Here is a 15,834-nt window from a genome sequence, read left to right as displayed (position 1 = left end):
CCGCCCTGGAGCAAAAGGCTCATGCGCGTACTGATTGTTGAAGATGAAGAAAAAACCGCCGACTACCTGCACCGTGGCCTGACGGAGCAAGGCTACGCCGTCGATGTGGCGCGCGAGGGTGTCGAGGGCCTGCACCTGGCGCTGGAAAACGATTACGCGGTAATCGTGCTCGACGTGATGCTGCCCGGCCTCGATGGCTTTGGCGTGCTGCGGGCGTTACGTGCGCGCAAGCAGACGCCGGTGATCATGCTCACCGCCCGCGAGCGCGTGGAAGACCGTATCCGCGGCCTGCGCGAAGGCGCCGACGATTATCTTGGCAAACCGTTTTCCTTCCTCGAACTGGTGGCGCGCCTGCAAGCCCTGACCCGCCGCAGCGGCGGCCACGAGCCGGTGCAAGTGACCGTCGCCGACCTGTGGATCGACCTGATCAGCCGCAAGGCCAGCCGCAATGGCGTGCGCCTGGACCTGACCGCCAAGGAGTTCTCGCTGCTCAGCGTATTGGCGCGGCGCCAGGGCGAAATCCTCTCCAAGACCTCGATTGCGGAAATGGTCTGGGACATCAATTTCGACAGCGACGCCAACGTGGTCGAGGTGGCGATCAAGCGCCTGCGCGCCAAGCTTGACGGGCCGTTCGAACACAAGCTGCTGCACACCATTCGCGGCATGGGTTATGTGCTGGAGAATCGCAGTGTCGGCTAACTCCATTGCCCTGCGCCTCAGCAGCATGTTCACCCTGGTGGCGGCGCTGATATTCCTGTTGATCGGCGGCGCGCTGTATCAGCAGGTGGACCGCAGCCTGGGCTTGCTGCCAGGGGCGGAGCTGGATGCGCGCTACAGCGTGTTGGAATCCTCTGTGAACCGCTTCGGCACACCGGACCATTGGGTAAAGATTCAAGCCAAGCTCAAATTACTCGGCGAGGAAGACAAGCGCATCCGCTTCTGGGTCGTCAGCAGCGATCCGACGTACGAGTACGGCAACCCCGATGCGCAGATCCGCGCCTTCGCCGAGGGCCCGACGGGCAAACGGGATCTGCGCCTGCCGGGGCGCGAGTACCCGTTCAAGGTGCTGGTCAGCCAGTTCCCGGCCAAGGACCAACGCCCGCCGCTGCGCTTCATGATCGCCATCGACACCGAAAACTTCCGCGCCACCCAACACCACCTGCTGGTGGCGCTGGTCAGCCTGGCGCTGGTCGGCGTGGTGCTGGCGGCGCTGCTGGGGTTCTGGGTGTCGCGCATTGGCCTCAAGCCGCTGGGCAAACTCTCGGATGAAGCACAGAAGCTGGCGCCGCCGAAGCTCTCCGGGCGCCTGCAACTGTCGCCGCTGCCGCCGGAGCTGAGTCAGTTCGTCAACTCGTTCAACTCCACCCTGGACCGCGTGGAACAGGCCTACTCGCGCCTGGAGTCGTTCAACGCCGACGTCGCCCACGAACTGCGCTCGCCGCTGACCAACCTGATCGGCCAGACCCAAGTTGCCCTGACACGCGGGCGCTCGGCCGAGCACTACTTCGAGGTGCTGCAATCCAACCTCGAGGAATTGGAACGCCTGCGTTCGATCATCAACGACATGCTGTTCCTCGCCAGCGCCGACCAGGGCAGCAAGGCCACCAAGCTGAGCGAAAGCTCCCTGGCCGATGAAGTGGCGACCACTCTCGACTACCTGGACTTCATCCTTGAAGACGCCCAGGTTCAGGTACGCGTGCACGGCGACGCCCGGGTGCAGATCGAAAAAGCCCACTTGCGCCGCGCCCTGATCAACCTGCTGAGCAATGCGGTGCAGCACACCGCGCCCGGGCAGGTGATCGACGTGAACATCGACATGCTGGAGCATCAGGTAGCAATCGGCGTGACCAACCCTGGTGACGTGATTGCCAGCGAACACCTGCCCCGGCTGTTCGAACGCTTCTATCGGGTGGATGCGTCACGCAGCAACAGCGGGGCGAATCACGGTTTGGGGCTGGCCATCGTCAAGGCGATAGCCTTGATGCACGGCGGTGATGTGTTCGTGCGCAGCGATGTGAGTGGCAATACCTTTGGCATTACCCTGCCGGTCTAGACATCTCCCCCATGGCCCCTGCATCACTGTTGCTGTTTTGGCAACAGTCATTATCTTGTTACACTCTGTATCGCAGCGCTCGCCTGCGTTAATTTGACGCATCGATGAGCGCGACGGCAAAGGCAGCTGACCCGCTTACCCGAATTTCCCTCGACTTATTTCCAGGGCTCTACACTGGGAATCTGTCTTAAAGCCGCTGACTTCAGCGGCTTTTTTTTGCGGTAAAAAAAGGCCAGGCACACCCCCACGACACTGGCCGTTTTCGATTGACCAAAGGAGCTCCACCGGTGAAGAACTCGCTGACGTTCACCCCGTTATTCCTCGCGATTGCAGCAACGATCGTTCCCCTTGCCCACGCGGCAGACACCACCCCCGCCGACGGATTCGTCGAAGGCTCGCACCTCGACATCAACACCCGCAACTACTACATGAACCGCGACCGGCGCGACCTCCACACCGATGACAGCAAGGAATGGGGCCAAGGTTTTATTGGCACCTTCGAATCCGGCTACACCGAGGGCACCGTCGGCTTCGGCCTGGACGCCCACGCGATGCTTGGCCTCAAGCTCGACGGCGGTGGCGGCACCGACGGTTCCAGCATCCTTCCCTACGGCAGTGCTGACGGCAGCGGCAAAGCGCCCGGTTCGTTTTCCACCGCAGGGGGCACCTTGAAGATGCGCGCCTTCGACACCGAGTTGAAGGCCGGTGACCTGTTCCTCAACAACCCGGTGATCGCTGGCGGCATGACGCGCATGCTGCCGCAGACTTTCCGTGGCGTGAGCCTGAGCAACCACAGTTTCGACGGCTGGATGCTCGAAGGCGGCCAGGCCAGCTTCACCAAGCTCTACAACCAGAGTGGCCACCGACGCATCGGCACCAGCTATGGCGCATTGCCCAGCAACGCTGACAGCCAGCACATGAATTGGGCGGGCGTGTCGTTCAGCGGCATCCCGGGAGTGACCAGCAACCTGTACGCCTCCGAACTCAAGGACGTGTGGCACCAGTACTACTACGACCTGGACTACACCTACGCGCTGAACGACCTGGTCAGCCTCAACCCGGGCCTGCACTACTACCACACCCAGGACACCGGCCAGTCGCTGCTCGGGGATATCGACAACAACACCTACAGCCTGCACTTCACCGTCGGCGTGGGCCACCACAGCGTCACCGCCGCCTACCAGCGGGTCAACGGCAACACACCGTTCGACTACATCAGCCAGGGCGACAGCGTGTACCTGGACAACTCCCAGCAATACTCGGACTTCAACGGCCCTAATGAGCGCTCATGGAAGCTCAAGTACGCCTACGACTTCGCCGGCCTCGGCATGCCCGGCCTCACCTCGGCGGTGTCCTACATCAGCGGCAAGACCGACCTGACCAAGGTCGACCCGCAAAGCCGTGGCTACAGTGCCTGGTACAGCGCCGATGGCAAGGACGCCAGACACTGGGAGCGGGATATCGATGTGAAGTATGTGGTGCAGGGCGGCAAGGCCAAGGATCTGGCGGTGCGCCTGCAATGGGCGACCAATCGTGGCAGTCATGGCTACTCGGCGGTGGACCGGGATGTGGATGAGTACCGAGTGATCGTCGACTACCCGGTCAACGTGTTCTAACGCGCAAATCTTTCTTTTTAACCGAGTATTTAATTTTCATCGGGTAGAACTAAACTGCCAGCATCCACATCGCTGAAGTCTGCCCGATGAGTCAACGCCGTGTCCTTACCCTGGCCGCACGCCCAGAACTGTTAATGGTTCTGGGCAGCGGTATCACTGTTGTCTTGATCGTGGTCATCGTCGCCGCGTTGCTGATCCGCGAACACGCCAGCACCCTGCAGGCCGCTACGCGCTCAACCACCAATATTGCGCAGTTGATCAATGCCGACGTGCTGCGCAACGTCGAACTCTACGACCTGGCCCTCAAGGGGTTGATTGCTGCCAGACAACGCGATGACCTGTCCCAGGTTTCCGCGAATATCCAGCACCTGGTGCAGTTTGACCTCTCCACCGCCGCGCCTTTCAAAGGTGAAGTGCTGTTGTTGGATGCCAATGGCGCGGTGATCGCTGACTCTTCGACCCTGCAGCCGACCCCGCGTAATTTTGCCAACCGCGATTACTTCCAGGTGCATGCCAAGGACGCCCAGGCCGGCTTGTTTATCAGCCGGCCGTTCAAGATTCATTGCAACTGCGAGCAGGTCTGGCGCATGGCATTCAGTCGGCGAGTGTCGGGGCCCAATGGTGAGTTTGCTGGCGTTGCGGTCGCGACCATGCGCCTGGCGTATTTCGACCAGTTGTTCAACACCGTGACCATCGGCAACGGCAGCAGCGTCAACCTGCTTAATAACCAAGGCTTTTTATTGGCCCAACAGCCGCTGCTCGAAAGCGACATGATCGACAAGGACCTGAGCGAGCGACCGAATTTCAAGAGAATACTGCGTGAAGGCAGTGGCACCTTCCAGGCCATCTCCGCCATCAGCGGCAAGGAGCGCCTGTACACCTTCACCAATGTCGGGGACCTGCCGCTGATTGTGGTGGTGGCCCTGTCCAGTGAGGATGTGTTCGCCCCCTGGAAGCGCGCCGCACTGCTGACCAGTGGCGCCACGGGCATCCTGTGTATCGGCTTGTTATGGCTGACCTGGATGCTGCGCCGGGAACTGCGCCGCCGTTATCGCGCAGAGCGCGTCCTGTCAGAACTGGCAGCCACCGACGCCCTGACCGGCCTGGCCAACCGCCGCATCCTCGACGAACGCCTGCGCCTTGAATGGGACCGGGCGCAACGTTCGCTCGAACCACTGACTGTGCTGATGATCGACGTGGACCACTTCAAGGCCTTCAACGACCGCCACGGCCATCATGGTGGCGATGCAGCACTGCGCACGGTGGCCCAGGTGATCAACAGCAATATCCGCCGCCCTGCCGACCTCGCGGCACGTTACGGCGGCGAGGAGTTCGCGGTTGTACTGCCCAATACGGACGCCAAGGGCGCGCGGGTCATCGCCGAGCATATCCGCAGCAGCATCGAACATTTGCCGCGGGTGGCGGGGGATGAGCGGCCGATCACGGCGAGCATCGGCATGAGCACCCGGGACAAGCGCAGTCGGATGTCCCTGGAGGCTTTGCTGCTCAGCGCGGACCGGGCGTTGTATGAGGCCAAGCACACGGGGCGCAATCGGATTGTGGATGCCAGTGAGGGTTCATGATCGATTCGACGCTGCGCGTGGGAACGAGGGACGCGCATCACAGGCACATAAAAAAAGGCCACCCGAAGGCAGCCTTTAAAAACTAAAGAAAGAGAGTTGTTACTTACACCGCCGCAACGGGACGCATGTAAGAGATCGGTGCGGTGCTGGCATCTTCGAAGGTCACGACTTCCCAAGCGTCTGTCTGCTCAATCAACTTGCGCAGCAGCTGGTTGTTAAGGGCGTGGCCCGACTTGAAGCCTTTGAACTCGCCTATCAGGCTATTGCCCAGCAGGTAGAGGTCACCGATTGCATCGAGGATCTTGTGCTTCACGAATTCGTCTTCATAGCGAAGGCCGTCTTCGTTCAGTACACCATCCGCGTCGACCACAATGGCGTTTTCAACGCTGCCGCCGAGTGCGAGGTTGTGCTTGCGCAGGTACTCGATGTCACTCATGAAACCAAAGGTACGGGCGCGGCTGACTTCTTTTACGAACGAAGTGCTGGAAAAATCCACGCTTGCACTTTGGGTGCGGTCACGGAATACCGGGTGATCGAAATCGATCTCAAAGCTCACTTTAAAGCCTTCGAACGGGACGAAGGTGGCGCGCTTGTCGCCGTCTTCTACTGTCACTTCCCGCAGAATGCGTATGAACTTCTTGGCTGCGTCCTGTTCTTCCAGGCCGGCAGATTGAATCAAGAATACGAAGGGTCCAGCGCTGCCATCCATGATCGGGACTTCGGACGCGGAGAGCTCGACGTAGGCGTTATCGATGCCCAAACCGGCCATGGCCGAGAGCAAGTGCTCCACCGTGTCCACTTTGACGTCACCGTTGACCAACGTGGTCGACATCGTGGTTTCGCCAACATTTTCCGCGCGAGCAGGAATCTGCACCACAGGGTCCAGGTCGGCACGCACAAACACGATGCCGGTGTCGACAGGTGCAGGCTTGAGGGTCAGGTATACCTTCTCCCCGGAGTGCAGACCTACACCTGTGGCACGAATAATATTCTTCAGGGTGCGTTGTTTAATCATGGCTTGGACCGCTTCAGCGCAAATTGCGAACTGGTATCAACAAAGGCTGGCGATAATAGCAGACCAGACCTTTGCTGAACACCAATCACCTTCATAGCCCTGATACATTCCATTAATCGGCCTGACGACGCAGGAATGCCGGGATGTCCAGGTAGTCCAGATCATCTTGCGGATTCGGGCTACGGGATGCCGCAGCACCGGCCTGAGCCTGGTTGCGCATCACGGTCGGACGATCCAGGTCACGGTAGTTCACCGACGGCAGTTCCTGGCGCGAAGGCGCAGGAGCGGCAGCCGCTTGGCTCGCGTGGCTGGCCTGGCTGTTATGCAGGGTGTTGTCGATGACCTTCACAGGCTTCTCGATTTTCGCGCCCAGGCCGGTGGCAACCACGGTCACGTGCAGCTCGTCGCGCATGTCCGGGTCGATAACGGTACCGACCTTGACCATGGCGTGCTCGGAAGCGAAGGCTTCGATGATGCTACCCACGTCGGAGTACTCACCCAGGGACAGGTCAGGACCGGCGGTGATATTCACCAGGATGCCGCGTGCGCCTTGCAGGTTCACGTCTTCCAGCAACGGGTTGCGGATGGCCGCTTCGGTGGCTTCGCGTGCACGGTTCGGACCGCTGGCGCAGCCAGTGCCCATCATCGCCATGCCCATTTCGCTCATGACGGTACGGACGTCGGCAAAGTCGACGTTGATCATGCCCGGGCGCTTGATGATGTCGGAGATACCGCGAACGGCACCGGCCAGTACATCGTCAGCCTTGGCGAATGCGGACAGCAGGCTCGCGTCCTTGCCCAGGATGGTCAGCAGCTTCTCGTTGGGAATGGTGATCAACGAGTCGACGCTTTCAGACAGCAGACGGATACCTTCGTCGGCGATCTGCATGCGCTTGCGGCCTTCGAACGGGAACGGACGGGTCACGACCGCAACCGTCAGAATCCCCATTTCCTTGGCCACTTCGGCAATGATCGGCGCTGCACCGGTACCGGTACCGCCGCCCATGCCCGTGGTGATGAACACCATGTTGGTGCCCTGCAGCACTTCGGCGATACGCTCGCGGTCTTCCAGGGCGGCTTGACGGCCGACTTCCGGATTGGCGCCGGCGCCGAGGCCCTTGGTCACGGCTGTGCCCAATTGCAGGATGGTCCGCGCGCCGATGCTTTTCAGCGCCTGGGCGTCAGTGTTGGCGCAGATGAATTCAACGCCTTCAATGTTGCTCTTGACCATATGGTTGACAGCGTTGCCGCCGCCACCGCCGACACCGATCACTTTGATGACCGGGCTGGCGGGGATGTTGTCTACGAGTTCGAACATGTTCCCTCTCCTTTCGTTTTCTCTAGTTTTTTCGCCTACTACTTGTTTCGGTGCTGCGGTGTTGCGGTAAATCTTTAGAAATTGCCTTTGACCCACGCCTGCAGCCGCTCGAACAACGGCGCCTTGGCCTCGTCGTCGCTGCGGTAGCTGTCACGGTTGCTCGGGCCCGACAGGGAAATGCCGTCGGTCTGCTTTTGCAGCCCGTACAACAGCAAGCCCACACCGGTGGAATAAATCGGGTTGCGCACCACGTCGCCCAGGCCTTTGACGCCATGGGGAACACCCAGGCGGACCGGCATGTGGAAGATTTCCTCGGCCAGTTCGACCGCGCCTTCCATCTTCGAGGTGCCACCGGTCAGCACGATGCCGGCCGGGATCAAATCTTCGTAGCCGCTGCGGCGCAGTTCAGCCTGGATCAGGGTGAACAGCTCGTCGTAGCGCGGCTCGACCACTTCGGCCAGGGCCTGGCGCGACAACTCACGCGGTGGACGGTCGCCCACGCTTGGCACCTTGATGGTTTCACCGGCACCGGCCAGCTTGGCCAGGGCGCAGGCGTAGCGGATCTTGATTTCTTCGGCGTACTGGGTCGGTGTACGCAGCGCCATGGCGATGTCGTTGGTCACCTGGTCGCCGGCAATCGGGATCACGGCGGTGTGACGGATCGCACCCTCGGTGAAGATCGCGATGTCGGTGGTGCCGCCGCCGATGTCCACCAGGCATACGCCAAGCTCTTTTTCGTCGTCGGTCAGTACCGAATACGCGGAAGCAAGCTGCTCGAGAATGATGTCGTCGATTTCCAGGCCGCAGCGGCGCACGCATTTTTCAATGTTCTGCGCGGCGTTGACGGCACAGGTCACCACGTGGACCTTGGCTTCCAGACGTACGCCCGACATGCCCAGGGGCTCGCGGACGCCTTCCTGGTTATCGATCACGTAGTCCTGCGGCAGGGTATGCAGCACGCGCTGGTCAGCCGGGATCGCCACGGCCTGGGCGGCGTCGAGGACGCGCTCAAGGTCGGCGGCGCTGACTTCGCGGTCGCGAATCGCCACGATGCCGTGGGAGTTCAGGCTGCGGATATGGTTGCCCGCCACGCCGACGAACGCCGAGTGAATCCGGCAACCGGCCATCAGCTGCGCTTCTTCGATGGCGCGCTGGATCGATTGCACGGTGGACTCGATGTTGACCACCACGCCCTTCTTCAGGCCACGGGACGGATGCGTGCCAATACCGACGATTTCGATCGTGCCGTCTTCCCCGACCTCGCCCACCAGCGCCACCACCTTGGAGGTGCCGATATCGAGACCGACGATCATTTTGCCGCTTTGCACGTTTGCCATGGGTCCTGCCTCTTCTTAATTCTTCGCGACAGCGGGTTGCGCTGCCGTGGGCGCAGCCGGTTCACGCCAGCCGACGGCAAGGCCGTTGGCGTAACGCAGGTCGACGCTCGCAATGTTCGTAATCTGTTCTTTCAAGGTCTTGTCATAGATGGCGATGAAACGGCGCATCTTTTCCACCAGGCGGTCGCGTCCCAGCAACAACTGGATGCCCGGGCCGGAACTGCCTGCCCCGGTCGTCAAAAACCAGCTGCCCCGTTCACGCAGTTCCAGGCGTGCAATGGAGAAGCCCATTGGCCGCAGCATCTGGCTCAGGGCCTGGTACTGCTGCATCACTTGCTGCTGCGCCCGCTGCGGCCCGAACAACTGCGGCAGGTGCTCGTAGTTGGCCAGCTCACGCGGGGTGAACGCCTGACCCTGGTTGTTCAACAGCGCCTCATCGCCCCAACGGGCCACGGGCAGTTGCTCTTCCAGGCGGATCGTCACCTGGTCCGGCCAGACGCGGCGGACTTCGGCGTGGGCGATCCACGGCATCTGCTCCAGCTCCCGACGCATACCGGCCAGGTCAATGGTGAAGAAGCTCGCGGCCAGGAACGGGCCGATACGCTGCTGCACCGCTTGCTGGCTGATGTAGCTCAGGTCGCCCTGCACGCTGATCTTGGTGATCGGCCGGTCGGCGTACGGCAATAGACGCTGCGCGCCCTCGTAAGTGCCGAAGCCCAACACCACCAGCATCACCGGCCAGAACAGCGCCTTGAGGAAACCAAAGTTGGCTTTCGGCAGGCGCGCCGACATCGGCTCTTTAGCCACCATTCGACTGGCACCCCGTGGCACCGGCTTGCGGCTCGGTGCTTGTGGGGGCTGATGACGAAGCGATGCGCCTTTCATGTCCTTAGCCTCTTGGCTCGATGCTGGCGGCCAGAATCGCCAGCACCAACTGCTGGAAATCCAGGCCGGCTGCGCGAGCGGCCATCGGTACCAGGCTGTGGTCGGTCATGCCCGGTGCGGTGTTGACTTCCAGGAACCAGAAATTCCCTTGGTCATCCTGCATCACGTCTGCCCGTGCCCAACCGGCGATACCCAACGCCTCACAGGCTTTCGCCGTGAGGTCCATCAATTCCTGTTCTTTGGTTGCGTCAAGGCCGCACGGGATCCGGTACTGGGTATCGGAGGCCAGGTACTTGGCGTCGTAGTCGTAAAAGGTGTGGGGCGTGCCCAATGCGATGGGCGGCAATACCTGGCCACGCAGGGTGGCGATGGTGTACTCGGGACCCTGGATCCACTGTTCCACCAACACTTGCGAATCGTAGGTACTTGCCGCTTTCCATGCGTCGATCAATTCGGCGGCCGAGTTCACTTTAGCCATGCCGATACTGGAGCCTTCATGGGCAGGTTTGACGATCAAAGGCAGGCCCAGTTCCTTGGCTGCAGAAATACAATCGTCTTCGCTGCACAGAACACTGTGACGCGGGGTTGGAATACCCAGGCTGTGCCACACCTGCTTGGTGCGCAACTTGTCCATGGCCAGTGCCGAAGCGAGGATGCCGCTGCCGGTGTAAGGGATACCGGCACACTCCAACAGGCCCTGCATGCTGCCGTCTTCACCGCCACGGCCGTGCAGGATGATGAAGGCACGGTCGATCTTCTCGGCCTGCAGGCGGGCGAGGAAGTCATCGCCCACGTCGATCCCGAACGCATGCACGCCGGCACTTTGCAGCGCTTCGAGCACGGCGTTGCCGGACTTGAGCGACACTTCGCGCTCGGCGCTCTTGCCGCCGAACAGCACGGCCACGCGGCCGAAGTCGGCTGGCGCGATTGTCGAAAACAGGGAGCCGTAGTCAGCAGTCATTTCGACGCCCCCTTCTTGGCGGCCGCAAACAGCGGGCTCGCCAGCAACTTAGGCGCAAGGCCGCCGATATCACCGGCGCCCTGGCACAGCAGGATGTCGCCGGCGCGCAGCAGCGGCTTGACGATCGGCGCCAGGTCCACACCGCGCTCGATGTAGATCGGGTCCAACTGGCCGCGCTGGCGGATGCTGTTGCACAGCTTGCGGCTGTCGGCGCCGGGGATCGGCTCTTCACCGGCCGGGTAGACTTCCATCAGCAGCAGCACGTTGGCATCGGCCAATACATTGACGAAATCGTCGTACAAATCGCGGGTGCGGCTGTAGCGGTGCGGCTGGTAGACCATCACCAGGCGACGCTCCGGCCAGCCACCGCGCACGGCCTTGATCACCGCGGCGACTTCGGTCGGGTGGTGACCATAGTCGTCCACCAGCATCACGTCACCGCCTTCCACCGGCAGTTGGCCGTAGACCTGGAAGCGCCGGCCAACACCGGCAAAGCGCGACAGGCCCTCGACGATGGCTTCATCGCTGACACCCTCGTCGGAGGCGATGCAGATGGTCGCTAGGGAATTCAATACGTTGTGGTTGCCCGGCATGTTCACCGACACATCCAGCGGCTCGCGGTCGGGACGCAGCACGGTGAAGTAGGTCTGCATGCCTTCCTGGCGCACATTGATCGCGCGCACGTCGGCGTCTTCGCTGAAGCCGTAGGTCACGGTCGGACGCTTGACCTGGGGCAGGATTTCACGCACCACCGGGTCGTCCAGGCAAAGCACGGCCAGACCGTAGAACGGCAGGTTGTGCAGGAACTCGACGAAGGTTTTCTTCAACTTGTTGAAGTCCCCGTCGTAGGTGGCCATGTGATCTTCGTCGATGTTGGTGACCACAGCGACCAGCGGTTGCAGGTGCAGGAAACTGGCGTCGCTTTCGTCGGCTTCGGCGATCAGGTAGCGGCTGGTACCGAGCTGGGCATTGGTACCCGCTGCATTCAGGCGGCCACCGATGACGAAGGTCGGGTCCAGGCCACCGGCGGCGAACACCGAGGCGATCAGGCTGGTGGTGGTGGTCTTGCCATGGGTACCGGCGACTGCGATGCCGTGGCGATAGCGCATCAACTCGGCGAGCATCTCGGCGCGAGGTACCACGGGAATGCGGCGCTCAAGGGCAGTGGCCACTTCCGGGTTGGAGGTGTTCACGGCGCTGGACACCACCAGCACGTCAGCCTCGGCAGCGTTCTCGGCGCGGTGACCGATAAAGATCTGCGCGCCAAAGGACTTAAGGCGCTCGGTGACCGGCGACTCTTTCAAGTCCGAGCCGGACACCTGGTAGCCCAGGTTCAGCAACACTTCGGCGATGCCGCACATGCCCACTCCGCCGATACCGACGAAGTGGATGCGACGGATGCGGCGCATTTCCGGTTGTGGCATGGCTTTCTGATTCTCAACCATGGGCCACCTCCAGGCAGATATCGACCACGGTGCGGGTTGCGTCAGGTTTGGCCAGGCGGCTTGCGGTGCTCGCCATGTTGTTGAGTCGTTCCGGTTGCATCAAAACCTCAGTCAGGCGTGCGGCCAAATCGGCGGCGCCAGTCGTTCTTTGCGGCAGCAGGAAGGCAGCGCCCTCCCCGGCCAAATATTCGGCGTTGCGGGTCTGGTGATCGTCGATGGCGTGGGGCAAGGGCACCAGCAAGGACGGCAGACCGGCAGCAGCCAGTTCACTGACGGTCAGCGCACCCGCGCGACAGACCACCAGGTCGGCCCAGCCATAGGCATGGGCCATGTCTTTGATAAAGGGCTGCACATTGGCCGCCACACCGGCGTCGCGATAACGCGTGGCGGTGACTTCATCGTGGTTCTTGCCGGCCTGGTGGAAGATCTCCGGGCGCAATTCCACAGGGAGTTGCGCCACGGCTTCCGGCAGCAATTTATTCAGTGGCTCGGCGCCCAGGCTTCCGCCCAGGATCAGCAGGTGCGCCTTGCGCCCTGCGAGTGCTTCACGGGCGATGTCCATAAACAGCTCGGTGCGCACCGGGTTGCCGGTGGTACGGCGCTTATCCGAGACGCTGAAGGTGTTGGGAAACGCTTCGCACACCCGCGCAGCCAACGGCACCAGCAAACGGTTGGCGGTACCGGCCACGGCGTTCTGCTCGTGCACGATCACCGGCACGCCGGCAAGTCTGGCGGCGACGCCACCGGGGCCGGTCACATATCCGCCAAAACCGAGCACACACACCGGCTGCAATTCACGGATGACCTTGCGCGCCTGCCACACCGCCTTGAGCAACACGAACGGTGCCTTGAGCAGGGACAACTTGCCCTTGCCGCGCAGGCCCGTGACGTTGATCAGGTGCAACGGCAAGCCGGCATTCGGCACCAACTCGTTTTCGATGCCGCGCGGTGTACCCAGCCAGTGCACGGTGTAGCCACGGTTCTGGAATTCCCGCGCGCACGCCAGGGCCGGGAACACATGGCCCCCGGTGCCGCCGGCCATGATCAGCACGTTAGCGCCCATGGGTCGGCTCCTCGGCGAAGTCGCTTTCGCTGAACTCCATCTCTTCGCTGCCCAGGTGGGTTCGACTCTCCCACTCGATGCGCAGCAACAAGCCAAGACAGGCGCAGCAGATCACCAACGAACTGCCGCCATAGCTGAGGAACGGCAAGGTCAGGCCCTTGGTCGGCAGCAGGCCGACGTTCACCCCGATGTTGATCAGGAACTGGCCGATCCACAGGAACGACAAGCCGTAGGCCACATAGGCGGCGAAATACTGCTTGGCCTTCTCGGCCCACAGGCCGATGTACATGCCGCGTACACACACGAACACGAACAGGGCGACGGTGCACAGCGAGCCGACCACGCCGAGTTCTTCGGCGAGTACGGAGAACACGAAGTCGGTGTGCGCTTCCGGCAGGTAGAACTGCTTCTGCACGCTGTTGCCCAGGCCCACGCCCAGCCATTCGCCACGACCGAAGGCGATCAAGGCCTGGGTCAATTGGTAGCCGGAACCGAACTGGTCGGACCAGGGGTCGGTAAAGGTGATCAGACGCGCCATCCGGTACGGTTGTGCCTGTACCAGGATGGTCACCGCCGCCACCGCCAGTACCACCATCAAGCTGAAGCGGAACAAGCCCACGCCGCCGAGGAACAGCATCGCCGCCGCCGCGCCCATCATCACCACAGTGGCGCCGAAGTCAGGCTCCATCAGCAACAGGCCGGCCATGGGCAACAGCACGATGAATGGCTTGAAGAAGCCCATCCAGCTTTCGCGCACTTCCTTCTGGCGACGCACCAGGTAACCGGCCAGGTAGATCACCACGAACACCTTGGCGATTTCCGACGGCTGCACGTTGAACGCACCGAAGCCGATCCAGCGCATCGAGCCGTTCACCTCGCGGCCGATGCCGGGCAGGATCACCATGATCAGCAAGCCGAACGCGCCGATCAGCATCAGCCAGCCCAGGCGCTGCCAGGTAGCGATGGGAATCATCATGGTGACGATGCACGCGCCCAGGCCGATGATCAGGTACACCAGGTGACGGATCATCATGTACAGGGTATTGCCCGATTGCACGGCGGCCACTTCGGAAGAAGCCGAGGTGATCATCACCAGGCCCAGGCCCAGCAGCGCGAGGCAACCGGCGAGCATCGGGAAATCAAGGTCGATGCCACGCCCGGTGATGATCGGCGACGGGTACGGCTTGATGATGTTTCTGAAATCAATGCTCATGCCAAGCCCTCCACGGCGCGGGCGAACAACTGGCCGCGCTCTTCGTAGTTCTTGAACATGTCGAAACTGGCGCACGCCGGCGACAGCAGTACCGCATCGCCTGGTTGGGCCAGGGCTTGGCACTGGGCAATGGCGTCGTCCAGGGAGGTGGCACGCACCTGTGGCACGGCATCGCCAAGCGCGGCGGCGATCAAATCGGCGTCGCGGCCCATCAACACCACGGCGCGGCAATGAGCAGCCACCGGTGCCTTGAGGTCCTTGAAATCTGCACCCTTGCCGTCGCCACCGGCGATCAGCACCAGCTTGCCTTCGATATCGGCGCCCAGGCCTTCGATGGCGGCCAATGCGGCCCCCACGTTGGTGGCCTTGGAGTCGTTGTAGTAACTCACACCATTAAGGTCGCGGACCCACTGGCAGCGATGTTCAAGGCCGCCGAAGGTGCGCAGGCTCGACAGCATAGCGTCGAACGGCAAACCCACGGCGTGTCCCAACGCCAACGCGGCCAACGCGTTGGATTGGTTATGGGCGCCGCGGATTTTCAGCTCGCGCACCGGCATCAGGTTCTGGAATTCGAAGGCCAAGTATTTCTCGCCATTCTCTTCACGAATGCCGAAGGCCTTGAAGTCGGGTTTGCCCAGGCCGAAGGTCCAGCACGGCATGCCCTCGCCCATCAGCGGACGGCTCAGCGCATCCTGGCGATTGACCACAAATTGCCTGGCACCGCGGAAAATCCGGTGCTTGGCCAGGTGGTACGCCGGCAGGCCGCTGTAGCGGTCCATGTGGTCTTCGCTGACGTTCAACACGGTGGCCACTTCAGCACCCAGGTCGTGGGTGGTTTCCAGCTGGAAGCTCGACAGTTCCATCACGTACAGCTCGACATCGTCGCTGAGCAGGTCCAGCGCCGGCGTGCCGAGGTTGCCGCCCACGGCCACGCGCTTGCCGGCCGCCATGGCCATCTCGCCGACCAGGGTGGTCACGGTGCTTTTCGCGTTGGAACCGCTGATGGCCACGATCGGCGCCTTCGCATTGCGTGCAAACAGGTCGATGTCGCCGGACAGCTTCACGCCACGGGCCGCTGCGGCTTGCAGGGCCGGTGTCGCCAGGGCCAGGCCGGGGCTCACGTAGAGCTCATCGGCGCGGCACAGAAACTCGACATCCAGCTCGCCACAACGCACTTCCACGTGCGGGTAGTCACGGCGCAGCGTGACCAGCTCCGGTGGATTTTCCCGCGTATCGGCCACGGCAAACGACGTGCCCCGGTTCGCCAGGAAGCGAACCAGGGACATGCCGCTCTTGCCGAGGCCGACAACGATGCGGAAGTGGTCTGAAGCGATCAGGGACACTC

13 protein-coding genes are annotated in these 15,834 nt (G+C 62.1%); 4 read left to right on the top strand and 9 right to left on the bottom strand.

Annotated elements, in window-relative coordinates:
• Positions 1–21: 21 nt before the first annotated feature.
• The 4 genes from NIBR502773_RS20380 to NIBR502773_RS20365 all read left to right on the top strand — a co-directional run bounded on the left by NIBR502773_RS20380 (position 22) and on the right by NIBR502773_RS20365 (position 5,252).
• The gene (locus tag NIBR502773_RS20380; RefSeq protein ID WP_027604753.1) at positions 22–699 is read left to right on the top strand and encodes a heavy metal response regulator transcription factor; all 678 of its coding nucleotides are present in this window, start codon (positions 22–24) and stop codon (positions 697–699) included.
• Positions 689–2,053 (top strand): heavy metal sensor histidine kinase, encoded by a 1,365-nt coding sequence (locus NIBR502773_RS20375; protein WP_141156781.1) that lies wholly within the window; start codon positions 689–691, stop codon positions 2,051–2,053. Before NIBR502773_RS20380 ends, NIBR502773_RS20375 begins: the two co-directional genes overlap by 11 nt.
• A 287-nt stretch (positions 2,054–2,340) precedes the next feature.
• Positions 2,341–3,669, top strand: a complete 1,329-nt coding sequence (locus NIBR502773_RS20370; RefSeq protein ID WP_115486668.1) for an OprD family porin — start codon at positions 2,341–2,343, stop codon at positions 3,667–3,669.
• Positions 3,670–3,755: 86 nt separating this feature from the next.
• The gene (locus NIBR502773_RS20365; protein ID WP_141156780.1) at positions 3,756–5,252 is read left to right on the top strand and encodes a sensor domain-containing diguanylate cyclase; all 1,497 of its coding nucleotides are present in this window, start codon (positions 3,756–3,758) and stop codon (positions 5,250–5,252) included.
• Between the two features lie 103 nt (positions 5,253–5,355).
• Here NIBR502773_RS20365 and lpxC read toward each other — a convergent pair whose 3' ends face one another.
• From lpxC to murD, 9 genes are all read right to left on the bottom strand, one after another.
• The gene (gene lpxC, locus NIBR502773_RS20360; protein WP_003171886.1) at positions 5,356–6,267 is read right to left on the bottom strand and encodes a UDP-3-O-acyl-N-acetylglucosamine deacetylase; all 912 of its coding nucleotides are present in this window, start codon (positions 6,265–6,267) and stop codon (positions 5,356–5,358) included.
• A 112-nt stretch (positions 6,268–6,379) separates the two neighbouring features.
• The gene (gene ftsZ, locus NIBR502773_RS20355) at positions 6,380–7,585 is read right to left on the bottom strand and encodes a cell division protein FtsZ (protein WP_017526184.1); all 1,206 of its coding nucleotides are present in this window, start codon (positions 7,583–7,585) and stop codon (positions 6,380–6,382) included.
• Between the two features lie 74 nt (positions 7,586–7,659).
• Positions 7,660–8,922, bottom strand: coding sequence for a cell division protein FtsA (gene ftsA / locus NIBR502773_RS20350; protein WP_027604757.1), 1,263 nt, complete (start codon positions 8,920–8,922; stop codon positions 7,660–7,662).
• Between the two features lie 15 nt (positions 8,923–8,937).
• On the bottom strand, positions 8,938–9,807 hold the full coding sequence (locus NIBR502773_RS20345) for a cell division protein FtsQ/DivIB (protein ID WP_027604758.1): 870 nt from the start codon (positions 9,805–9,807) through the stop codon (positions 8,938–8,940).
• Positions 9,808–9,811: 4 nt separating this feature from the next.
• Positions 9,812–10,768, bottom strand: coding sequence for a D-alanine--D-alanine ligase (locus NIBR502773_RS20340; protein WP_141156779.1), 957 nt, complete (start codon positions 10,766–10,768; stop codon positions 9,812–9,814).
• Positions 10,765–12,213, bottom strand: a complete 1,449-nt coding sequence (murC, locus tag NIBR502773_RS20335) for a UDP-N-acetylmuramate--L-alanine ligase (protein WP_027604760.1) — start codon at positions 12,211–12,213, stop codon at positions 10,765–10,767. The genes NIBR502773_RS20340 and murC overlap by 4 nt, the downstream gene beginning before the upstream one ends.
• Positions 12,206–13,276, bottom strand: a complete 1,071-nt coding sequence (murG, locus tag NIBR502773_RS20330; RefSeq protein ID WP_065949002.1) for an undecaprenyldiphospho-muramoylpentapeptide beta-N-acetylglucosaminyltransferase — start codon at positions 13,274–13,276, stop codon at positions 12,206–12,208. The genes murC and murG overlap by 8 nt, the downstream gene beginning before the upstream one ends.
• Positions 13,266–14,489 (bottom strand): putative lipid II flippase FtsW, encoded by a 1,224-nt coding sequence (ftsW, locus tag NIBR502773_RS20325; protein WP_065924256.1) that lies wholly within the window; start codon positions 14,487–14,489, stop codon positions 13,266–13,268. Before ftsW ends, murG begins: the two co-directional genes overlap by 11 nt.
• On the bottom strand, positions 14,486–15,832 hold the full coding sequence (gene murD / locus NIBR502773_RS20320) for a UDP-N-acetylmuramoyl-L-alanine--D-glutamate ligase (RefSeq protein ID WP_115486664.1): 1,347 nt from the start codon (positions 15,830–15,832) through the stop codon (positions 14,486–14,488). The genes ftsW and murD overlap by 4 nt, the downstream gene beginning before the upstream one ends.
• Positions 15,833–15,834 lie beyond the last annotated feature (2 nt).

Origin of the sequence: Pseudomonas sp. NIBRBAC000502773, assembly GCF_006517195.1 — a bacterium.
Lineage (GTDB): Bacteria > Pseudomonadota > Gammaproteobacteria > Pseudomonadales > Pseudomonadaceae > Aquipseudomonas > Aquipseudomonas marginalis.
The sequence above is the reverse complement of the archived record's forward strand: the minus strand, read 5'-3'. Positions and strand labels throughout refer to the sequence as shown.